This is a genomic window from Moorena producens PAL-8-15-08-1, from assembly GCF_001767235.1.
Taxonomy (GTDB): Bacteria; Cyanobacteriota; Cyanobacteriia; order Cyanobacteriales; family Coleofasciculaceae; genus Moorena; species Moorena producens_A.
This window is the reverse complement of the sequence record NZ_CP017599.1, coordinates 3,594,066-3,619,713: the sequence shown is the minus strand read 5'-3', so window position 1 is coordinate 3,619,713 and position 25,648 is coordinate 3,594,066. Positions and strand designations below refer to the sequence as shown.

Sequence of the window (25,648 nt, the reverse complement as noted above, 5' to 3'; positions counted from 1 at the left end):
GACAGGTTCTATCTTTTAACAGATCAGTCCAAACCACATTAGCTCAAATACTTAAGCTCAAACACTTAGCTCAAACACCATTACTCAAACGATGAATCCCTCTGTAAAACCCCTGACCCCTCTCGACAACGATAGTCTAAACCAGATCTTTGAGCCTTTCCCCTTAGAACATGTGGAACGGTCAATTGTAGAGCAATTTGAACAACAGGTTTCACGTCATGGGAATCGTCTTGCCATCGGTTTTCCAGGACAAGACCTAACCTACAACGCCTTAAACCAATGGGCTAACCGGATTGCACGAGCGGTTTTAACCAAGCTTGGGGCTGGGTCCCAACCAGTTGCTCTGTTATTTGAGACCGGACCAAGCATGATGGCGGCGATGTTGGGGGTACTCAAAGCTGGGAAATTTTATGTTCCTTTAGATATATCGTTGCCAGAGTCTCGCCTGAGCCTGATTCTTAACGACTCAAAGGCCTTGTTAATTTTAAGCGATCGCTACCATCTTGATGCTTCAGGGTTTGAGCAGAGGATTTTGAGCCAAGATGTTTTGAGCCAAGATGTTTTGAGGATTGACAGCCTAGAACCAGGGATTTCAGAGGAAAACTTAGACATTCAGTATCATCCTGACGACCTGGCCTATATTCTTTACACTTCCGGTTCTACAGGACGCCCCAAGGGTGTGCTCCAAAACCATCGGTATGTCCTGAATCTATGCCGGAACTATAGCAACAGTGGTAAGATGACCTTTAGCGATCGCTTTTCACTGTTGTACTCAGCTGCTTTTGGTGGTGCAGTGCGAGATATTTATTGTGCACTGTTGAATGGGGCAGCCCTATTCCCGTTGGATGTAAAGCAAATTGGGTTACATCAGTTAGCTCCATGGTTGCGAGATCACGAGATCACCGTTATGTTTGCGGTGGCAACATTGTTTCGTCACTTTGTTTCAACATTGGATGGGCTGGGAAATTTTCCTAAGTTACGACTGATCCAAATTGGCAGCGAAACGGTTTACCGACAGGATGCCGAACTTTTCGTTGAAAACTTTTCCGACCAATGCACCTTAATGGTTAATCTTGGAGGTACAGAGATTAGTCCAGTGCGACAATTTCCCATTACCAAAGAAACCATGCTCACCGGTGCCACGGTGCCTGCGGGCTATGGCGTTGAGGGCACCGAGGTTTTCCTTTGGGATGAATCGGGGCAAGAGGTTCCCCCGGGAGAGGTTGGGGAAATTGTGGTTCGTTCTCGCCAAGTTGCTCTGGGATACTGGCAACAGCCTGAGCGAACCGAGCAAGTGTTTATTACCGATGGCGAGCATCGATATTTCAAAACCGGTGATAATGGTAAGTTATTACCCGATGGTTGTTTGCTGCACCTAGGTCGATTAGATTTTCAGGTCAAGATCCGAGGTTATCGGGTTGAAACCACTGAAGTCGAAGCCAGTTTGTTGAACTTAGACCCTGTTCAAGAGGCGGTTGTAGTCGCCCAGGCAGAAGCAGGAGGAGCAGTGGGCGATCAACAGCTAGTGGCTTATCTGACTCCGGTAAATTCCCAAAATAGACTGACAGCCAACGAATTAAAAGCTGCTTTGGGAGACAAATTACCCAGTTACATGGTTCCAGCTTGTTTTATTTGGCTAGAGTCATTACCTTTAACTGTAACTGGTAAAATTGACCGACGGGCTTTACCAAAACCGGAATCAATTCTATCAACATCTCAATTAGAATTAAACGTTATTGCCCCCCGCACGGAAACAGAAGAAACCTTAGTCAAAATTTGGTCGGAAGTCCTAAAAATTGAGCCGATTGGTATTGAGAATAATTTCTTGGAATTAGGGGGACACTCCCTTCATGCCAGCCAAGTTGTGGCTCGTATTTCTAATAGACTAGGCATTGAAGTGCCATTGAAGCAGATTTTTGAAGCACCAACAATTAGCCTGCTTTCAAATTACCTAGAAACTGTAAATACTAGCACTTGTAGCACTGGTGACTATCCCTTAGTCCCCACCCCCACGTATAGAGTTGCAGACATGCCTCTATCCTTAACCCAACAGGGTATGTGGTTTCTGGCTCAACTGGAAGATAATCGTGCTGCCTATAACTTGGCCAGAGCCTTTGTGATTACCGGGTCCTTAGACAGAACGAGTTTAGAAAATGCGTTCGCGAAGCGTCGGCTTTGCCGAATCGCAACCCTGATCGACCGCCACGAAATCCTACGAACGACATTTGAAGCTCGCGAGGGCATGCCTTTCCAAAGGATTTCATCCCACATTCGGTTACCCCTGTCTATTGTAGACTTGGCTACTGAGGGGTTCGATGGGATTGAGGAAGTGATTCTCCAAGAACAAAATCATCCCTTTGATGTAACTGTTGCTCCCCTGCTGCGATTTACGCTAATTTGCTTAGGAAAGGAAAAGCAAATTTTACTACTGACCATGCACCACATCATTAGTGATGACTGGTCAATACAAGTTTTGCTATCAGAACTCTCATCCCTTTACAAAGCTGGCTTAACCCAGACACCGCCATCCTTACCGGCTCTGCCCATTCAGTATGTTGATTATGCGGCTTGGCAACGGCACCGATTCACCGGGGAGTTTAGAGATAGCCAAATTAAATACTGGCAAGAGCAATTAGCAGATGCTACCCCAGTGCTTAACCTTCCCCTGGATCGCCCCCGCACAACTCAACCCTTCAAATCTGGCCGGGTGCCATTTCACCTCAATGGGGATTTAACTCAAAAACTCAATGTCTTAAGCCAGGGTAAGGGCACAACCCTATTCATTACCCTGTTTGCGGCCTTTTCCGCTTTTCTGTCTCGCTATTGCCATCAAGACGATATTGTGGTCGGGACTCCCATCGCCAACCGCACCCCAGCCATAACAGAGGCATTGATTGGCTTTTTCGTTAATACCTTAGTCTTGCGCACTCGACCGAACCAACAGCAGACCTTCATTGAGTTGCTCTCCCAGGTTCGTCAAGTGGCCTTAGACGCTTATGCCCATGCTGATGTCCCCTTCGACCTGCTGGTAGAGCAACTGAAACCGGAACGGCTGCCAGGGGTTAGTCCCCTATTTCAGGTGATGTTTACCTTGCAAAATGTCCCGAAGGAAACACTTGATTTGCCAGGGCTGACTGTCAGTGCGAAGTCTTTAGACAAACCTACTGCTGGGGCTACTTTTGACCTAACTTTATCCCTCACCCAAAGCAATAGAGAACTGATTGGCGCTTTTGAATACAATGCCAACCTGTTTGACCGGGCAACGATTGAGCGGATGGCCAGAAATTTCCAAATTTTTGTAGAGGGGATCACTCTCAATCCAGAACAACCCATTGCTCAATTGCCGATTTTGAGTGCTGCTGAACGACAGCAATTGTTAGTGGAGTGGAATCAGACCCAAACCGATTATCCTCGCACTTCCTGCGTTCACCAGTTATTTGAAGCTATTGTCCAAAACACCCCAGATGCAGTAGCAGTGGTGTTGAACGAACAAACCTTGACCTATCGGCAATTGAATCAGCAGGCCAACCAACTCGCCCATTATTTGCTTTCTTTGGGGGTTGGTCAACAGAGTTTGGTCGGGGTTTGTTTGGAGCGATCGCCTCATCTAATCATCGCCCTGTTAGCAATTCTCAAAGCTGGTGGAGCTTACCTGCCCCTGGATCCCACTTATCCCTCTGAGCGGCTAGCTTTCATGGTAGATAATGCTGCTTTGAAGGTAATCGTGACCGAAACGGGTGTGAATGATAATCTACCACAGGTGGACTATTCTGTCAATCTGGATATCGACGGTAAGACGATTGCAGCCCATCCCACAGAAAATTTAAACGCCCCCGCTACGGCCACATCTTTGGCCTACGTCATGTATACCTCCGGGTCCACAGGACAACCCAAAGGAGTCAGCATTACCCACCGCAATATTGTGCGGCTGGTGAAGAATACCAACTATGCCCAATTTACTGCCAATGATGTTGTTCTCCAATTAGCATCGATTTCTTTTGATGCAGCTCCCTGGGAAATATGGGGAAGTTTGCTGAATGGGGCTTGTCTAGTTCTATTCCCAGAACAGCAAATTTCCTTGGAAGTCTTGGGGCAAGTCATGAGACAACATCAGGTCACAATTGTGCTGCTGACCACTGGGCTATTTCATTTGGTGGTGGACGAGGGGTTGGAGGATTTACGCTCCTTGCGTTTGCTGGTGACTGGTGGAGATGTATTGTCTGTATCCCACGCACATAAATGTCGTCAAGCTCTACCTCATTGTGAGCTCATCAATGCTTATGGGCCAACAGAGAATACAACTATTACCTCTTGGTACTCAATTCCTACACGAGCTTCCTTCGGAGAATCAATGCCCATCGGTCGCCCAATTGCCAATACCCGAGTCTACATTTTAGATGGGCAGCAACAACCAGTACCGATTGGGGTGGTGGGGGAACTCTACACCGGGGGTGATGGAGTGGCCAGGGGCTATCTCAATCGTCAAGAACTGAACGCAGAACGATTTATTTCCAGTCCTTTTCTAGAGGATGAAATTCTTTACAAGACGGGGGATCAGGCACGCTATTTACCGGATGGCAATATTGAGTTTTTAGGACGGATCGATAGTCAAGTTAAAATTCGAGGCTTTCGCATTGAGCTTTCAGAAATTGAAACTGTCATCAGTCAATATCCCCAAGTTCAGCAAGCTATGGTAATGGTGCGAGATGATCGTCCAGGTGATAAATATTTGGTGGCCTATGTAAAAGGAATTGAAGAACGGGCATTTCGTGCTGAACTACGGCATTTTCTTCAACAAAAGCTGCCGGATTATATGGTGCCCAATGCCATTGTTGGCCTCGACAGCTTTCCGTTAACTCCTAATGGTAAGGTCGATCGCCGTAAGTTACCTGCTCCTGATTTTGAACAAGAGCGCTCAACAGATTTTGTGGCTCCGAGCACCCCAGTTGAAACGGTGATCGGTAATATCATAGCTACGGTATTGGGTCAAGAACGGGTGGGTATCCACGATAACTTCTTTGCCCTCGGGGGTCATTCATTGCTAGCGACCCAAGTGATATCTCGTATCCGTCACAGTTTTGGGGTTGAGCTACCCCTCAAGGTAATTTTTGAGCAGCCAACCTTGGTAGGACTAGCTCAAGCAGTGGACTTAGCTGTGAAGGATAACCTAGTACCTTTACCTGCCATTGAACCGATTCCACGAACAGAACCTCTACCCCTGTCCTTTGCCCAACAACGGCTTTGGTTTCTAGATCGACTCGAAGGTGCTAGTCCTAGCTATAATATTCCGAGCGCTTACAAGTTAGAAGGTAACTTGAATCGAGTAGCTTTGGAGGAGAGTTTACAAACAATTGTCCAGCGCCATGAAAACTTGCGCACTATCTTCAAAGTCGGTAGTCATGGAGTTCCTTTTCAGTACATTAGCGATACAGTTACAATAACTTTGCCAGTCATTGAGCTGACAAGTGGAGAACAAGAGAGCCAGGTTCAAGACTTAATTAAAGCAGAAGCTCAACAATCCTTTGATATTGCCAAAGACAGACTGATACGCTTCAAACTGCTACAACTATCTCCTACTGAGCATGTGTTACTAGTAACGATGCATCACATCATCTCAGATGGTTGGTCAATGGGAGTATTTTGGCGCGAGTTATGCCAACTTTACCAGGCATTTTGTGAAGGTAAGGAGGCATCCTTACCACCATTGAAAATTCAGTATGGAGACTTTGCCTATTGGCAACGTCAATGGTTAGCCCAGCAAGTTCTCAACACTCAACTAGACTACTGGAAACAGCAACTGGCTGGGATTCCACCCTTATTAGAACTGCCCACAGATTATCCGAGACCGGCAAGGCAAACTTTCCGAGGCTGTCGGGAGCGTTTTAAGTTAGATTCTAGCCTGACCCAAAAGCTGAAACAATTGAGTCAAAAAGCAGGGGTGACGCTGTTCATGACTTTGTTAGCAGCGTTCGATGTATTGCTCTGTCGCTACTCTGGGCAAACAGATATTGTGGTGGGCTCTCCCATTGCTAACCGTAATCAGGCTGAAATAGAACCCCTGATTGGCTTTTTTGTCAACACCTTAGTCTTGCGTTCAGACCTATCAGGCAATCCGAGCTTCTTTGATTTACTCACTCAAGTCCGAAAAACCACATTAGAAGCATATACTCATCAAGACTTACCCTTTGAGAAATTGGTAGAGGAGTTACAGCCCGAACGTCGCCTAGATAGTCATCCTGTGGTTCAGGTCGTGTTTGCCCTCCAAAATGCACCGAGAACCGATTTAGATTTGCCTGGCTTGAAGGCAGAAGCGATCAAATTGGATACCGGAGCAACCCGTGAGTTCGATCTAGAGCTTCACCTTTGGGATCATCCGGAGGGTTTATCAGGACTTTGCTTGTACAGCAGTGATTTATTCAAGACAGAAACAATTCAACGGATGTTGGGGCATTTCCAGACCCTATTGCAAGGTGTTATAGCTGAAAGCAGTCAAGCCATTGGTCAACTTCCTCTGCTCACCCCCGCCGAACGACAACAATTGTTAGTGGAGTGGAATCAGACCCAAACCGATTATCCTCGTAATACCTGCGTTCACCAGTTATTTGAAACCCAAGTCCAAAAAACTCCAGATGCAATAGCGGTGGTGTTCAACGAACAAACCTTAACCTATTGGGAGTTGAATCAACAGGCTAACCAACTCGCCCATTATTTGCTTTCTTTGGGGGTTGGTCAACAGAGTTTGGTGGGGGTTTGTTTGGAGCGATCGCCCAACCTAATCATTGCCCTGTTAGCAATTCTCAAATCAGGTGCAGCCTACCTTCCCCTGGATCCCACTTATCCTCCTGAGCGACTGGCTTTCATGGTAGAGAATGCTGGTCTGAAGGTCATCCTAACTGAAACGGGTGTGAGTGATAATCTGCCACAGGTGGCCGATTATGTCAATCTAAATACCCAGGCAAAGACGATTGCAGCCCATCCCAAACAGAATTTGAACACCCTGGCTACGGCCACATCTTTGGCCTACGTCATGTATACCTCCGGGTCCACAGGACAACCGAAAGGGGTCAAGGTCACCCACCAGAATATTGTGCGGCTGGTGAGGAATACCAACTATGCCCAATTTACCACCAATGATGTGTTTCTGCAGTTGGCATCGGTCTCTTTTGATGCTGCCACATGGGAAATCTGGGGCAGTTTGCTCAATGGCTCCCGTTTGGTTCTATTCCCAGAACCGAAACCGTCCTTAGAAGCCTTGGGACAAGTGATTCAGCAATATCAGGTCACAGCCCTATGGCTGACCGCTGGATTGTTTCACTTGATGGTGGATGAGCGGTTGGAAGATTTACAATCTCTACGTCTGCTGATGGCTGGTGGAGATGTGCTGTCTGTGTCCCATGTACAGAAATGCTGCCAAGCTCTACCCCACTGTCAGTTGATCAATGGTTATGGTCCGACGGAAAATACCACCTTTACCTGTTGCTACCCAGTTCCAGTTGGAACAGTCCTGGGGCAATCGGTTCCTATTGGTCGGCCAATTGCCAATACCCAGGTCTACATTCTCGATCACCAGCAACAACCCGTTCCCATCGGCCTAACTGGGGAGCTTTATGTGGGGGGCGATGGATTGGCCAGGGGTTATTGGAATCGTCCTGCCCTGACCGCAGAACGATTTATCTCAAATCCTTTTGTAGAAGGGGAGCAGCTATACAAAACTGGCGATAAGGCACGCTATTTACCCGATGGCAATATTGAATTCCTAGGAAGGAGCGATAGTCAAGTTAAAATTCGTGGCTTCCGGATTGAATTGGCAGAAATTGAGGCTACTTTAGGACAACACCCTGCCATTGCTCAAAATGTTGTTTCTCTTCAGGGGAATAAATCTGGCGATAAAAGTCTGATGGCTTATTTAGCGCTTGACTGGACAGGAAAAGAAATTTCCGAGTTAATTGTGCAAGCAGAGACTGAACTTTTGTCAGACTGGCAAAATCTCTACGAACAAGTCTATGAGCCAAAGTCTGATGATCTAGAGTTGGATTTCAATATTTTGGGATGGAATAGTAGTTATTCCGGGCAACCTATACCATCCATTGAAATGCAGGAGTGGCTTGAAACTACTGTGGCGAGAATTAATACCGAGCATCCTCAGTCGGTGCTAGAAATTGGCTGTGGAACTGGGTTGCTTATTAATCAGATAGCACCCAACTGTAAGCGCTATCATGGGACGGATTATTCTAGTGCAGTTTTAGACCATACTAAACGCCTGCAACAAGCAAAACCGTCTTTAGACAATGTAATTTTACACCATAAGTTAGCCCATGATTTTGAGGGAATTCCTCAAGGAGAATTTGATACAGTTATTCTCAACTCGATCGTGCAGTACTTTCCCAGTATTGATTATCTGTTACAAGTTTTAGAAGGTGCGATTGAGGCTCTTGACCCTAAGACTAACAGTCGAATTTTTGTCGGAGATGTGCGCAATGGCTCTTTGTTGGATGCTTTCCACACTTTAGTCCAATTTATACAAGCTGAACAGGGGATGACCTTAGAAGAGTTAAAAGGTCATCGGCAGCGTAGCCTTTGTGCAGAAGAGGAGCTGGTGATTGCTCCCAGTTTCTTCGTTGCTTTACCGCAATATTTCCCTCAAATTAATCATGTAGAGATTCAACCTAAACGAGGCAAATTCCAGAATGAATTGACACAGTTTCGCTATGATGTCACCCTCTACATCGAACCTATTGAAGCACAGGGACAGGAGAGTAACAGGGTAGTGTCACAGTCTGCCAGGGCAAAAACTGGGCACATGGACATTCCTTGGCAAGATTGGCAGAAGGATTCAGTCACTTTAGCTAAAGTTCGTCGCACCTTAGCTCAACAACATCCAGACTATTTGGGCATTGTTCGTATCCCGAATGCACGAGTTGAAGAAGCTTTAAAGATTCAACAGTGCTTGGATGATCCTACACCTGAACTAAAAACTGTTGAACATCTGCGGCAATACCTGTCTGAGCAGAAGCCTACGGGAATTGAACCTGATCTATTCTGGCAATTGGGTGAGGAACTAGGATACGAAGTCCGATTGAGTTGGTGGGAAGCTAGTTCTACTGGATGCTATGATGTGGCCTTTATTCGTCACGATCTTGCCACGGTTGCACCAAGAATCGCCTTTTGGCAATGGTCCCATGGTGTGGTTCGGTGGCATGACTATGGCAATATCCCTTTGCGAGGTAAGGTAACTGACAAACTACTGCCTCAAGTCCGTCAGTTTTTGCAAGGGAAATTGCCAGAGTATATGGTGCCTCAGCAATTTATTGTTCTGGAGCATATACCCTTAACCCCCAATGGCAAGGTAGATCGTCAAGCATTGCCCAGGCCAGAAACAGTAGATTTGCCAAGAAACACAAGCTTTGTTGCACCCACTACCCCCACCCAAGAACTATTAGCCACGATTTGGACTGATGTTTTAAAGATCGAGCACATTGGTCTTGAGGACAACTTCTTTGAGCTGGGCGGCCATTCCCTACTAGGGACCCAAGTTATCTCTCGTATCCGTCACAGCTTTGGGGTTGAACTACCCCTCAAGGTCATGTTTGAGCAGCCAACCTTGGTAGGACTAGCTCTTGCAGTGGAGGTAGCTCAAAAGGATAACCTAGTCCCCTTACCTGCCATTGAACCGATTCCACGCACAGAACCTCTGCCCTTGTCCTTCGCCCAACAACGGCTTTGGTTTCTCCATCAACTCGAAGGTGCTAGCTCTAGCTATAACATGTTCAGTGCTTGGAAGTTAGAAGGAAACCTAGACCAAGTAGCCTTGGAGAGGAGTTTACAAGCAATCGTCCAACGCCATGAAAACTTACGCACTATTTTTAAGGTCGATAGTCATGGTGTTCCTTATCAATACATTACTGATACAGTTACAGTCACCTTGCCAGTCATTGAGGTAAACAGTGGAGAACAGAAGGCTGAGGTTAAAGACTTAATTCAAGCAGAGGCTCAAGAGTCATTTGACCTAGCCAAAGACAGACTGATACGCTTCAAACTGCTGCAACTATCCTCTAATGACCATGTGTTGCTGGTAACCATGCACCACATCATCTCAGATGGTTGGTCCATCGGAGTATTTCGGCGGGAATTATGCCAACTGTACCATGCCTTCTGTGCAGGTCAGGGTTCCCCATTGACCCCTTTGAAGATTCAGTATGGAGACTTTGCCTATTGGCAGCGCCAATGGTTAGCTGACCAAGTTCTGAAAACTCAACTAGACTACTGGAAGCAGCAACTAGCTGGAATCCCACCCTTATTAGAATTGCCCACGGATTATCCTCGACCAGCAAGACAAACCTTCCGAGGCAATCGGCAACATTTTCAGTTTGATGCCAGCTTGACTCGAAAGCTCAAAGAATTGAGCCAAAAAGCGGGTGTGACAATGTTCATGACCTTGTTGGCAGCTTTCGATGTATTGCTCTGTCGCTACTCTGGACAAACAGATATTGTGATAGGCTCTCCTATTGCTAACCGTAATCAGGCAGAAATTGAGCCTTTGATTGGCTTTTTTGTCAACACCTTAGTGTTGCGGACAGACCTAGGGGACAACCCGAGCTTCGAGGATTTACTGACTCAAGTCAGGAAAACTACGCTGGAGGCATATACCCATCAAGACTTACCCTTTGAGAAGTTAGTAGAGGAATTACAGCCGGAACGTAGCCTCAATCATCATCCTTTAGTTCAGGTAGTGTTTGCCCTCCAAAATTTACCAACTACCAATTTAGAGTTGCCTAGCTTAAAGGCAGAACCCTTGAAATTGGAAACGGAAAAAATCCGTGAATTCGATCTAGAGCTTCATCTGTATGAGAATCAGAAAAGTTTATCGGGATTCTGTGTCTACAGCAGCGATTTATTCAACACAGAAACGATTCAACGGATGTTGGGGCATTTGCAGACCTTATTGGAAGCCATTGTGGAAGATAGTAGTCAAAAGATTGGAGAGCTTCCCCTGCTCAGTCCTGCCGAACAACAGAAAATTTTGGTGGACTGGAATCAGACTCAACAGCAAAAGCAATTATTCACAGAGTGGGATCTGACCCCATCTGAGATGGCTGAAATTCCTCTTATTCTACCTTTGCTTGAGAAACGGGCACAGCACAATGCCGATCGTATCGCCGTTAAGTTCCAAGACTGGCAACTAAGCTATCAGGTATTACACGAACGTGCTAATCAACTAGCTCATTACCTCCAAACCATTGGGGTCGGACCAGAAGTTATTGTTGGGGTTTGTGCCGAACGCTCCCCAGAGCTAGTTGTAATTTTTCTTGGCATTCTCAAAGCAGGTGGAGCGTATCTACCCCTTGACCCAGCTTATCCCCAAGACCGGCTGGGGTATATGCTCGCCGATGCCCAAGTTTCTGTACTTCTGACTCAGCCTCACCTAGTGGCCAATCTTCCTCCCCATCAGGCTCAGGTGGTAACTTTAGAGGGGGAGGCTGATGCGATCGCCTTTGGCGCGGCAATGCCCATCGCAGCTCAGCCGAAAACCCCACCCACAACGGTCATCACCTCAGACAACCTGGCTTATGTTATCTATACTTCCGGTTCCACAGGACGACCGAAAGGAGTGATGATTACCCATAAGGGTTTGGGGAATTTGGCCGCAAACTTGATTAAAACATTTGCCATAACTGCCACCAGCCGCGTGCTGCAGTTTGCCTCACCCAGCTTCGATGCCTCTATCATGGAGATGCTGATGGCGCTGGGAGCCGATGCCTGTCTGTGTTCTGGTACTTCTGAATCTTTGCTTACAGGCTCTAATTTAATCGGTTTTTTAAACGAAGAAGCTATTTCCCATGCCTTATTAGCACCTTCAGCCCTAGCAGTATTAAAGCCAGAAACATTACCAAATTTAGAAGTCTTAATTGTCGGCGGTGAAGCTTGTCCAGTGTCCTTGATGAAGCAGTGGGCTAAAGGACGGCACTTCTTCAATGCCTATGGACCGACAGAAGCAACTATTTGTACCACAATTGCCCCTTGCCAGCCAGAGGATGAGACTATTACTATTGGTTCTCCTCTTGCCAATACCGAAATTTACATTCTGGATACTTATGGTCAGCCTGTACCCATTGGCGTTCCTGGAGAACTGCACATTGGGGGAATTGGACTGGCTAAGGGCTATCTCAATCGTCGTGACCTAACTCAGGAAAAATTTGTCGAAATTAAGGGCTGCGAGGCTCTGACTGGAAAACGTCTATACAAAACCGGTGATCGGGTACGGTACCATTGTGATGGCTCCATTGAGTTTTTGGGACGGATTGACCACCAGGTCAAGCTACGAGGGTTCCGGATTGAATTGGGAGAGGTGAGTGCAACCCTAGAAAAACATCCGGCAGTGCAAGCAGCGATCGCCCTAGTACGGGAAGATCGCCCTGGGGATAAGCATTTAGTAGCCTATGTAATTGGGCAAGACGATTATTGTGAAATTTCACCCACGGAGCTGCGAGAATTTTTACGGGGACAACTGCCAAACTACATGGTGCCAACGGCTGTTGTTTTGTTATCAGAATTTCCCCTGACACCCAATGGAAAGCTCGATCGCCATGCCCTGCCACCCCCACTCCTTGGTAAAGCCAGGAGTCAGAAGCTTCCCAAAACCGAGGTAGAACATAAAATTGCCGCCATCTGGCAGCAGATTCTGACCGTGGAAGTTGTTGGCTTGGATGACAATTTTTTCGAGTTAGGGGGACATTCGTTATTGTTAGCCCAATTACAGCAACAGTTGCAAGATTGTTTCGGAACCGATATACCGATAGTCGAGTTGTTCGCACGACCTACTGTGGGAACCCTGGCAGAGTTTTTCAGCTCTCCTGCTGTGCTGTCCACAGGCCAACCAACCGAAACAGAGTCTAAGCAACAGGAACGACAACGGGTGAGTAAGCTACGAAAACGGCAACAACAGATCAGAGGACGTTATCAGTTTCGAGGAGACACGTAGACATGGAATGGGAGCAGGTTATTGATTCTAATGATGCTGGTAACGACTTGCGGGATGTCGATATTGCGATCGTGGCTATGTCTGGTCGCTTTCCTGGGGCAAATACCGTGGAAGACTTCTGGCAAAATTTGCAACAGGGAGTGGAGTGCATCTCCCGCTTCTCAGATGCCGAGCTAGGTGCGGCTGGGATTCGGGCCACACAGTTCTCACAGCCGTCTTACGTCCCTGCCAATGCCATCCTCGATGGCATTGAAGATTTTGACGCTCATTTCTTCGGCTTCAGTGCCAGGGAAGCAGAGTTAATCGACCCACAGCAGCGTCTATTTCTTGAATGTGCCTGGGAGTGCTTGGAAGGAGGCGGGTACGATCCATCAACCTACAAAAGGAGAATTGGAATCTATGGCGGCGCTGGAACTAATAATTATTTGCTACAGCACCTTTATGGCAACCCAACCCTTCAAGGAACCGTTAGCCCGTTTCAACTGAAGATAGCAACGGATAAGGATTTTGTCACAACACGGGTCGCATACAAACTTGGGTTGAACGGACCGGCTGTAGCTGTACAAACTGCCTGTTCCACATCCCTGGTGGCAGTTCATTTCGCTTGTCAGAGTTTGCTGAACGGGGAATGCGATCTGGCTCTTGCGGGTGGAGTTTCAATTAAGCTACCACAGATTGCAGGGTATACCTATCAACCAGGCATGGTTATGTCCCCCGATGGACATTGCCGTGCTTTTGATGCTCAAGCACAGGGGACTGTTGGGGGGAGTGGCGTAGGACTCGTGTTGCTAAAACGCCTTGAGGATGCAATAACCGATCGGGATACGATTTATGCCCTGATTAAAGGATCTGCCATCAACAATGATGGTGCCCTAAAAGTAGGCTTTACTGCTCCCAGTGTTGACGGACAAGCCATAGCGATCGCTGAAGCTCTGGCAGTTGCTGAAGTGAGTGCTGACACGATTAACTATGTTGAAGCTCATGGGACAGGCACGGAGTTAGGGGATCCCATTGAAATTGAGTCCCTTACTCGGGCTTTTCGGCAAACAACGGCAGAAACTGGCTACTGTGCGATCGGCTCTGTGAAAACCAATGTGGGTCACCTGGATACAGCAGCAGGTGTGGCAGGTCTGATCAAAACCGTGCTGGCGTTGCAACACCGACAGATTCCCCCAAGCCTGAATTTCCAAACTCCCAATCCCAAGATTGACTTTGCCAACAGTCCCTTCTTTGTGAATACTGCCTTGCGAGACTGGCTAAGTCAGGAGAATCCCCGGCGAGCAGGGGTCAGTTCCTTTGGGATTGGGGGTACCAATGCCCATGTTGTGTTAGAAGAAGCTCCGATCCGATCCCCACGGCCAACCCCATCGGCTCGACCCCAGCTCCTGGTTCTTTCAGCAAAAACCGAGTCTGCCCTGGCTCAAATGGCCACCAACTTGGCCAACCATTTACAGCAGCAGCCAGACATACCGTTAGTGGATGTAGCCTATACCCTCAGTGTGGGGCGGCGGGCATTTCCCCAGCGTCAGATGTTGGTTGCCACCACTGCTGAGGATGCTGTGACAGCATTGCGGGCTACCCCTGGCCTGAGGGCACAGGCCGTAACAGGTAATGCACCGGTAATATTTTTGTTTCCTGGTCAGGGTTCCCAGTATGTTAACATGGGGCGGGATTTGTACGAGGGTGAACCGGTCTTTAGAGAGTACATCGATCGCTGTGCGGCGATTCTGGAACCCACATTGGGTTTGGATTTACGAGTATTGCTTTACCCCGAGCCAGAGCAAAAGGCTATGGCAACTCAGCAGCTCAATCAAACTGCGATCGCACAACCGGCACTGTTTACTGTTGAGTACGCCCTAGCCCAGTTGTGGCAATCCTGGGGTATTGATCCAATCGGTGCGATCGGCCACAGCATCGGGGAGTATGTGGCAGCGTGTTTGGCAGGGGTATTTGAGCTGGAAGCAGTCTTGCGGCTAGTTGCTACCAGGGGACGATTAATTCAGGAATTACCCCCTGGAAGAATGTTATCTGTGCCCATGACAGCAGCTCAACTTCAACCGATGCTCAGAGGTGATTGTGCGATGGGCATTGCCGCGCCAAGGGCGATCGCAGCCATCAATGAAGAAGCCCGGTGTGTGGTGTCAGGACCGGTGGATGCGATCGCAGACCTGGAATCTCAACTAACTAGTCAGGGGATTGAATCCCGTCCCTTGCATACCTCCCATGCTTTCCACTCCCCGATGATGGAGCCCATTCTAAAGGTATATGGGCGGGCAGTGGCAGAGGAGACCTTAAACCCACCCCAGATGCCCTTTATTTCTAGCGTTACGGGCACTTGGATTACGGCAGAACAAGCAACTGACCCGTATTACTGGAGTAAGCATTTGCGCAGTACGGTTCAATTTGCTCAGGGACTGGAGCAACTGCTAGCTAAGCCAACACAAATTTTGCTGGAAGTTGGGCCTGGTCGCACCTTAAGCACCTTCGCTAAGCGACATTCACAGCGGCGGAGTGAGCAGGTTGTCCTTAACTCCATGCGTCACCCCCAGGAAAACCTCTCAGATATGGCTTTTGCCCTACAAACCTTGGGGCAACTTTGGTTAAGTGGAAGTTCAGTAGACTGGTCGAAGGTTTACAGTCAGCAGACCTGTTATCGTATTCCCTTACCTACCTATCCCTTCGAGCGGCAGCGATACTGGATTGAACAGACAGAGTCTTACAATGGTTTGAATTCAGCAACTGGTGGAATCTCCACAGCCAAGTTTAGTTCGAACACCAGTGAGCCAGTTAGACTAGTACCCAGTAATAATAGGTCAACCCGCAGTGCCGACCCAGCAGATTGGTTTTACCAGCCTTCCTGGAAGCGCGTTTCCTTGCCCTACCCTCTGGCTTCAACTAATTCAGGCACATCCTGGCTGGTATTTCTCGATCCCTATGGTGTAGGAGTTTCCCTTGTGGAAGCTTTGCAGGCAGAGGGAGAAATGGTTTGTGTTGTTGAGATGGGTGATAACTTTGAGAAACCATCTGTCAATCCTAGCGGGACGGAAACTAATCCACCATCCTATCGTGTGAATCCTGGTCGAGCAGAAGACTACCACACTTTGATCCAAGATCTGAAGGCAACAGGGTACTGGCCAAGGAGGATTGTTCACCTTTGGACGGTGACTGCCACTCCCAGACTTTCAGAATCACAAACCCTGAAGGATAGACTACGTACTCTGGAAACTATACAGGATGTGGGCTTTTATAGCCTGGTGTTCCTGGCACAAGCTTTGGGCAAGCACGACACCACATCACAACCCTGCCAATTAACAGTAATTTCCAATGGCATGCAGGAAGTTATGGGTGGAGAGCTAAATGCCCCTGAAAAAGCAATAGTGTTGGGACCGGTTCAAATCATCCCTACGGAATATCCCCACATCACTTGTCGGAGTATTGACTTGGATTTCGATGTCGATCATCCTGTGACAATGCCCAGTGCCACAAAGGTGTTGGCCGAGTTACGGACTCCTATTACCGAATCAGCGATCGCTTACCGAGGAGGGTATCGCTGGGTTCGCACCTTCGAGCAAGTGCCCCTACCTGCCGTAACCCCTGATCAATTACGGCTCAAACCCCAGGGGGTCTATTTAATTACCGGTGGTTTAGGGGGAATTGGTCTGGAGATCGCAACCTACCTAGCCAAAACCGTGGAAGCAAAGTTAGTTCTGATCAGCAGATCCCCGATTCCACCCCGTGCAACATGGCCTCAATGGCTGGCTGAAAACGATTCAGACAACCCGACCAGTCAGAAAATTCGCAAGGTCAAGCAATTGGAAGACCTTGGGGCAGAGGTTTTAATCTGTTGCGCCGATGTGACTGATTACCAGGGGATGGAACGGGCGATCGCCCAGGCGCACACCCAGTTCGGTGGGATTCACGGTGTCATTCATGGGGCTGGAGTGGCCGGTGGTGGGTTAATTCAATTGAAAACTCGCGCGATCGCAACCGAGCATATGGCCTGTAAGTTGCAAGGCACTCTGATTCTAGATGCTCTGTTGCAGGATTGCGAACTTGATTTTTTGGTTTTATTCTCTACCTTGAATGCAGTGCAGCCAGCTGTTGGCCAAGTCGATTACTGTGCTGCCAACGCCTTTCTAGATGCCTTTGCTTGGGCGCAAAACACCACAGGAAGTTCCTTTACTATTTCGATTAATTGGGATGGCTGGCAGGAGGTTGGGCTAGCTGCAGCGGCAGCCCGCAATCCGCGTTTAGCTAACAATTACCGCAATTTTGATGACTTCCTTTGGCCAGCAGAAGGTGTTGAGGCATTTGCACGAATTTTACATCAACCTTTTCCTCAAGTTCTGGTTTCAACTACAGATCTCCAGGTGAAGCTGCAGGAGACCAGATCAGAGTTCGATAATCATCTTCCTGAGCCTAGTGCAACTCTGACCAAAGCGTCACTAACAACAGCTGCTTCTACACCAACGACTACTATCCATTCCCGTCCCAACTTATCTGTCCCTTATATTGCCCCTCGAAACACAGATGAGCAAACTGTAGTCGAAATTTGGCAAAACATCTTAGGGATTGAACCGATTGGTATTAACGATAGCTTCCTGGAACTAGGGGGAGATTCCCTAATTGCCACTCAAATTGTGACCCGACTGCGGGAAGTTATGGCAAGTCACCTTTCTGTTGCTAGTTTATTTGAGACACCCACGATTGCCATGTTAGTGGCTTCTGTGAAAGAGTCTCGCCAACCCAAATCACCGACCCCTGATTCCCAGTCCAACGAAAGGGAGGAAATTGAACTGTGAGAGCTATCCAAGACTTTCTAGCTGAACTCAATGCTCTAGATATTAAAGTTTGGGTAGATCCCAACAATGGTAACCCACAGACAGATCTAGGACAGGTTCGCCTGCGGTGTAATGCTCCCAAAGGTGTTTTAACCCCTGTTCTTAAAGAACAGTTATCCGCTCGCAAAGCGGAAATCATTGCTTATCTACAACAGCACTCCCAGACAAAACCACAGTTATTATCAGCCACTGAAGGTACTCAACCCACTCTATTGCCAGTACCTCACACTGGCTCGATTCCCCTCTCTTTTGCTCAACAGCGACTTTGGTTTCTAGATCGACTAGAATCAGGTCTCAGCAAAGATTACAATCTTCCTAGTCCTTTTGAATTAAAGGGGCCTCTCAATGTGAAGGCCCTCAAACAGACTTTGCAAGAAATTGTCCATCGCCATGAGATTCTCAGGACTAACTTCCAAGTAATTGAAGAAGAAGTTCAGCAGACAATCCATGCTGATATGCAGTTACAGTTGCCTCTGGTGGACTTGCAAAGCTTGAATGAGCCAGCACAAACAGCTGAAGTGCAAAAACTTTTGAGTAAGGAGGAACAAACACCGTTTAACTTGGTCAGCGATCCCTTAATGCGAGTGACCCTTGTTCGTCTTAGTGGCCAACATCACATTTTACTGCTGAGTTTTCACCACATCGTTTTTGATGGCTGGTCGGCAGGGGTGTTTCTACAAGAGTTCGCTGAACTTTATCAAGCTTTCTGTGCAGGAAAAACCCCGCTTTTACCACCCTTGCCCATTCAATACGCCGATTATGCGATTTGGCAGCGGCAATGGCTCCAAGGAGCAGAACTAGAGCGTCAATTGCAGTACTGGCAGCAGCAATTTGCTCCACTGCCTCCGCCCCTAGAACTGCCCAGTACTAAGTGTTACCAGCCAGGAAAATCAGTGCAGGGTGGTCGAGAAACCTTTGAAATTGCCCCAGAATCAACTGAGAAGTTACGGCAACTGAGCCGCTCGGTGGGGGCAACTTTATTTATGACTGTTTTAGCGGTTTATACAATCCTCCTCTACCGCTATAGTGACCAAGAAGACTTAACCATCGGTGTGCCTCTAGCTGGTCGAAATCACAAGCAGATTGAACAGCTAATTGGTTTCTTTGTCAATACTTTAGCCCTGCGCTTCAATCTGGAGGGAAACCCGAGCTTTCGGACTCTGCTGAGGCAGGTACGCCAGCAGGTTTTGGATGCCCAGGAACACCAGGATTTACCCTTTGAAAAACTGGTCGAAGTTTTACAGCCTGAGCGCGACCTCAGCCATAGCCCTCTATTTCGGGTCATGTTTGTTCTGCAGCGAGAAGTCGTCGGTAAACGGCAAATTGGGGAGCTGACCCTGAAATCTTTGCCCACAACCCAGGCAACTGAAACCTTCGATCTGACCTTGTTTGTAACGGAGGCGGAGCAAAGGTTACAGTGTATCTGGGAGTATGATAGCCATCGCTTTGATGCCATTGATATTGCGCGAATGACGGGACACTTCCAAACTTTACTGGAGGCTATTCTAGCGCATCCCGACCGGGCTATTGGACAACTTCCCCTACTCACAACAGCAGAACGGCAGCAGTTGCTCTCGTGGGGATTGGGAACAATTCTACCGTTCCAGGCCAAACCAACTTTAGTCACCACTTTATTTGAAGCATGTGCCCAGGCTAACCCAGAAGCAATCGCTTTACAATTTGGGGATCGGCAACTTACTTATCGCGCCTTGAACGATCGAGCCAATCAATTGGCCCACTATTTGCAGAACCAGGGGGTTGGGCCTGAGATATTGGTCGGTTTGTGCGTCGATCGATCGCCAGACATGCTCCTTGGGGTACTGGGCATTCTGAAGGCAGGGGGGGCTTATGTCCCCATGGATCCAGACTATCCGAGCGATCGACTGACTTATATGGTCGAAGATTCAGGAATTGCTGTTTTGCTCACTCAAAAAGCGTTACAGGCAAGATTGCCCGAATCTGAGGTAAAAGTCGTTTATTTGGATGCAGAGTGGTCAGCGATCGCGCAGCAAAATACCGTTGCACCTTCTGTGAATGTCCAACCCCAACACCTTGCCTATGTGATTTATACATCTGGGTCTACTGGTCAACCTAAGGGAGTTTTAATCGAACATCAGGCCATTGCTAGCCATTGTTATGGCATTACAGAACATTATCAAGTAACCAGTCAGGATCGGTTTCTTCAATTTACCTCTTTGAGTTTTGACGCTGCCCTAGAAGAAATCTTCCCCCCTTTAATCAGTGGAGCCACCTTGGTGCTCACAGACCCTGACCTGTGGACTGTGCCTGAGTTTCACCAGAAATTGATTGAGCTGGAACTGACATTTGTCAATATTCCCCCCAGCTACTGGCATCAATGGTTACACTGGCAACAGCAAAATCCTGAAGATGCTCCCCCTCTACCTGATCTGCGACTAGTGGTTTCTGGTAGCGATGTGCTTCAACCGGAAACCATCAAACTTTGGCAACAACTGTGCCAACAAAATCCCTGGTTAGATTCAGTGGGCTTGCTCAATGCTTACGGTCCAACAGAAGCAACCATTACCACCACCACATTTGATATTGCTGGAGCCTTAAGCACCCATAGCTCTATGCCACGAGTGCCTATTGGTCGTCCTTTGCCGAATCGAACTATCTATATCTTGGATAGTAATGGTAATCCTACCCCGATTGGCATTCCTGGAGAACTCCATATTGGTGGTATCGGTCTAGCCCGAGGTTATTTGAATCGCCCGGAGCTAACCGTAGAAAAATTCATTCCCAATCCCTTCGGCGAGGGTCGTCTCTACAAGACAGGAGATTTGGCTCGCTACCGCCGGGATGGCAATATTGAGTTTATCGGACGAATCGATTATCAAGTTAAGATCCGAGGCTTTCGGATTGAGCTGGGGGAAATTCAAGCGGTCTTATCTCAACATCCTATGGTAAGCCAAGCCCTGGTTATGGTAAGACAAGATCGCCCAGGGGATAAATCCTTGGTTGCTTATGTGATCAGAAGTGAACAGCAGGCTAGTAGTCCTGAACTAAGGCATTTTCTTCAACAAAAGCTTCCGGATTATATGGTGCCTAGTGCCATTGTCGGCCTTGATAGCTTTCCCTTAACCCCTAGTGGTAAGGTTAATCGCCGTGGGTTACCTGCTCCTGATTTTGAACAAGGGCGCTCAACAGATTTTGTGGCTCCAAGCACTCCAGCTGAAACAGTCATCGCCACTATCCTAGCTAAGGTATTAGGTCAAGAACAGGTGGGTATCCACGATAATTTCTTTGCCCTGGGGGGACATTCATTGCTGGCAACCAAGGTCATTTCTCGACTGCGGGAAGCGTTCGAGGTTGAATTACCGGTGAGGGCTATATTTGAATCGCCTACAGTTGCGGGTTTGGCCTCCCTCGTTACCCACAGCCAACAAATCACTCCTGGATTCACCGTACCAGAAATTGTCCCAAGGGAGTCCGAAGGCCAACCCCTCCCCCTCTCTTTTGCCCAAGCCCGCCTTTGGTTTCTCAATCAGCTAGAAGGACAGCCTAACGCCACCTATAACATGCCGTTTGCCTTGGAAATTAAAGGTTTACTAGATGTGGGGGCCTTGGAGCGAGGACTTCAGGAAATTGTTCAACGCCATAGTATTCTGCGCACCCGCATTCAGGTTGTTAACGGTATCCCACTGCAAACAATCGATCCCTCTGCTGAGCTTAAGTTAGCTGTAGTGGAGCTAATACAGGAAGGTAATCACCAACAGAACCTCCAGAAATTGGCGACCGCAGAAGCTGAGAAACCCTTTGATCTGAAGCAGGATTGGCCAATCAGGGCTACTCTGTTGCAGTTATCCCCAGAAGACCATGCCCTATTCCTGACCCTGCACCACATTGTCTCGGATGGCTGGTCAATAGACCTGCTTCTACAGGAACTCTCAACCCTCTATAGCGCTTTTGTGGCTGGGCAACCGTCTCCCCTCCCAGCGTTGCCAATTCAGTACGTTGACTATGCTGTTTGGCAACGTCAGTGGCTGGCAGGACCTGTGATTGAGCAACAGGTCGAGTACTGGAAACAGCAGTTAGCTGATGTATGCTCCCCGATCAATTTGCCCACAGACCGCCCCCGACCATCTGTACAACGTTTTCGGGGAGGGCACTTCAAGTTTCAGCTCGACACTGCTCTGTCCCAAAAGTTGCGAACCTTAGCGCGAGGGACTAATAGCACGTTGTTTATGACCTTGCTGGCTGCCTTTGCCGTCCTCCTCTCACGCTACAGCGGCCAGGAGGATATGCTCATTGGTACTCCTGTTGCCAATCGCCATCATGGTCAAACCGAATCCCTGATTGGCTTCTTTGTTAATACTTTAGTGCTACGTACTCGAACTGAAGGTAATCCCAGTTTTAGAGAACTGCTTGGGCAGGTGCGTCAGGTTGCTCTGTCTGCCTATAGTCATCAGGATATTCCTTTTGAAAAAGTGGTGGAAATTCTGCAACCAGAACGTTCCCTGAGTCATAGTCCCTTGTTTCAGGTCATGTTTGAGTTACAGCAAAGACCCACTTATGAGCAGTTTTCCAACTTAACCCTCACCCCCATTAAACAGGATCTGCAAATCGCCAAGTTCGATCTGACGTTATCAATAATAGATAGCACGTCCGAGTTAATTGGATACTGGGAATACAACAGTGATCTGTTTGACCGGGAAACCATTGTTCGGATGGCTAGCAACTTTAAAACCTTACTAGCTGGGATTGTGGCTAATCCAGAGGAACGGGTTGAGCAGTTACCGTTACTGAGTACCAACGAGCGCCAGCAGTTGTTGGTGGGGTGGAATAACACCAGGGTAGACTATCCCCAAGACCATTGCATTCATAAGCTATTTGAAACACAGGCAGAGCAGACACCAGAGGCTGTGGCAGTAGTCTTTGCTGGTGAGCAGTTGACTTATCAAGAGTTGAATGCCCGTGCTAATCAGTTAGCTCACTATCTCCAAGGCTTGGGGGTGAAGCCTGAGACCTTGGTGGGCATTTGTGTGGAGCGTTCTATAGAGATGGTGGTGGGCTTGTTGGGGATTCTTAAAGCAGGAGGGGCTTATGTCACCCTCGATCCTGATTATCCTACAGCTCGACTGACTTATATGCTGGAAGATTCAGGAATTTCTGTTTTGCTCACTCACAAAGGGTTACGGGCAAGATTGCCCGAATCTGAGGTAAAAGTCGTTTATTTGGATGCAGATTGGTCAGCGATCGCCCAGCAAGATACCGTTGCACCTTCTGTCAATGTCCAACCCCAACACCTTGCCTATGTCATTTATACATCTGGGTCTACTGGTCAACCTAAGGGAGTTTTAATCGAACATCAGGCCATTGCTAGCCATTGTTATGGCATTACAGAACATTATCAAGTAACCAGTCAGGATCGGTTTCTTCAATTTACCTCTTTGAGTTTTGACGCTGCCCTAGAAGAAATCTTCCCCCCTTTAATCAGTGGAGCCACCTTGGTGCTCACAGACCCTGACCTGTGGACTGTGCCTGAGTTTCACCAGAAATTGATGGAGCTGGAACTGACATTTGTTAATCTCCCCCCCAGCTACTGGCACCAATGGTTACACTGGCAACAGCAAAATCCTGAAGATGCTCCCCCTCTACCTGATCTGCGACTAGTGGTTTCTGGTAGCGATGTGCTTCAACCAGAAACCATCAAACTTTGGCAACAACTGTGCCAACAAAATCCCTGGTTAGATTCAGTCGGCTTGCTCAATGCTTACGGTCCAACAGAAGCAACCATTACCACAACTACATTTGATATTGCTGGAGCCTTAAACACCGATAGCTCTATGCCACGAGTGCCTATTGGTCGTCCTTTGCCGAATCGAACTATCTATATCTTGGATAGTAATGGTAATCCTACCCCGATTGGCATTCCTGGAGAACTCCATATTGGTGGTATCGGTCTAGCCCGAGGATATTTGAATCGCCCGGAGCTAACCGTAGAAAAATTCATTCCCAATCCCTTCGGCGAAGGTCGTCTCTACAAGACAGGAGACTTGGCTCGCTACCGCCGGGATGGCAACATTGAATTCCTCGGTCGCATTGACCATCAAGTCAAAATCAGAGGCTTCCGTATCGAACTCGGGGAAATTGAATCCGTGCTCAGTGGCCACCAGCAGGTGCAGGAATGCGTGGTCATCCCCCGGGAAGATACCCCAGGGAACAAGCGGCTGGTAGCCTATGTAGTTGGGGATGATGATCTTGACATTAAGGCTCTCAAAGAGTATGCCAGACAGCAGTTACCAGACTACATGGTTCCCAGTGTAGTGGTGCCCCTGACGTCATTACCCCTGTCTCTCAGTGGTAAGATAGACCGCAAAGCTTTACCTGCCCCTGATCCTGCCTTCAGCCACAGCAGTGAGTTCGTTGCACCTAAAACAGAGAGTCAAATTCGCATCGCTAGTCTTTTTGCCGAAATTCTCTCCCTGCACCCTGAAACGATTAGCCTTGATGATAGTTTCTTTGAGTTAGGTGGTCATTCCCTATTGGCTACTCAACTGATGTTTCGCATTCGTGAAGCCTTCGAGATTAATTTATCTCTAAGGGCATTGTTTGATTATCCCTCTGTTTCTGATTTTGCTAGTGCAATCGACCAAGCTTTAGTAACTGGAAACTATCAATCCCAGACTTGGGATTTAGAAGCAGAAGCTGCTTTAGATCCAGATATTCAACCATCAACTGCGATCGCGCCAATCGTCAGTCCAATTGAACGAATTTTCCTAACCGGTGCAACGGGTTTCTTGGGAATTCATTTACTTTCTGAACTCTTGACCACAACGGATGCTACTGTCTATTGTTTGGTTCGGGCTGATAATCGTGATGCTGGCAAAGAAAGACTGAAGAACAAGTTAGAAGCAACTGGATTATGGCGTGAGAATTTTACATCTCGAATTATTCCGATCATCGGAGATTTAGGAACCAGTCGTTTTGGACTCTCAGCAACTGAGTATAATAATTTATGCCAAGACATTGATGTGGTTTATCACGTTGGAGCTAAGGTTCATCATCTGTGGTCTTATGCTCTTTTAAAAGATGCGAATGTTTTGGGAACCCAAGACGTGTTAAGACTGGCTAGTTTAGGAAAGATAAAACCGCTTCATTACGTTTCTACTCTATTCTCAACATCCCAAACTGACCAACCCATTCTCGAGTCAGCAACTACCAATCATTCTGATTTACCAAACGTAGGCTATGTTCAGACTAAGTGGGTAGGAGAACAGTTAGTTTGGGAAGCGAAAGAGCGCGGTTTGCCCATAACTATCTATCGACCGTCGAGGATTAGTGGTCACAGTCAAACCGGTGTATCTAGTTTCGATGACTTACTCTCGCGACTGGTGAAAGGATGTATTCGACTCCAAAGTTTTCCTAACTGGAATGGTTTTTCAGAAAACCTCGTTCCAGTAGATTATGTCAGCCGAGCGATTGTTTGCCTGTCTCAACAAAACCGTTTATTTGGAAAGGCGTTCCATTTAATTAATCCGAAATCGGTGCCTTTCAGGGAAATTTTTGACTGGGTGCGCTCCCTGGGCTATAGCTTGGAAGAAATTGACTATACTGATTGGCGTTCCAAGTTGATAGAGGATATGGAAAATCCTCTCTACCCTTACTTACCCAACTTCCCGGAATCACCCTCAAACACAACAAACACAACAAACTTGATTGAGTACGATTGTCGCAATGTGGTTGATGGTTTAAAGGGAAGTGGTATCCAGTTACCCGAGGTTAATCAGGATTTATTTAAAACTTACCTCTCCTTCTTTAGAGAAAGTGGATTTGTGGAGGATTGAAGCTTTTTACTGTTTGACCC

At 47.6% G+C, this 25,648-nt stretch carries 3 protein-coding genes; all 3 read left to right on the top strand.

Going from position 1 to position 25,648, the window contains the following annotated elements; translation table 11 throughout:
- Positions 1-91: 91 nt before the first annotated feature.
- The 3 genes from BJP34_RS13495 to BJP34_RS13485 are packed head-to-tail and all read left to right on the top strand — an operon-like array spanning position 92 to position 25,628.
- Positions 92-12,979 carry a non-ribosomal peptide synthetase gene (locus BJP34_RS13495; protein WP_070392795.1) on the top strand — a complete coding sequence of 4,296 codons (12,888 nt, stop codon included), beginning with the start codon at positions 92-94 and terminating at the stop codon, positions 12,977-12,979.
- Positions 12,980-12,981: 2 nt separating this feature from the next.
- The gene (locus BJP34_RS13490) at positions 12,982-17,781 is read left to right on the top strand and encodes a type I polyketide synthase (protein WP_070392794.1); all 4,800 of its coding nucleotides are present in this window, start codon (positions 12,982-12,984) and stop codon (positions 17,779-17,781) included.
- A complete protein-coding gene (locus BJP34_RS13485; protein ID WP_070392793.1) occupies positions 17,778-25,628 on the top strand; it encodes a non-ribosomal peptide synthetase in 7,851 nt (2,616 codons plus the stop codon). The genes BJP34_RS13490 and BJP34_RS13485 overlap by 4 nt, the downstream gene beginning before the upstream one ends.
- The last annotated feature ends 20 nt before the right edge of the window (positions 25,629-25,648 follow it).

Bases quoted from the DNA above. Each gene is read 5' to 3' on its own strand.
- BJP34_RS13495 (WP_070392795.1), top strand. From the start codon at position 92: ATGAATCCCTCTGTAAAACCCCTGACCCCTCTCGACAACGATAGTCTA.
- BJP34_RS13490 (WP_070392794.1), top strand. From the start codon at position 12,982: ATGGAATGGGAGCAGGTTATTGATTCTAATGATGCTGGTAACGACTTG.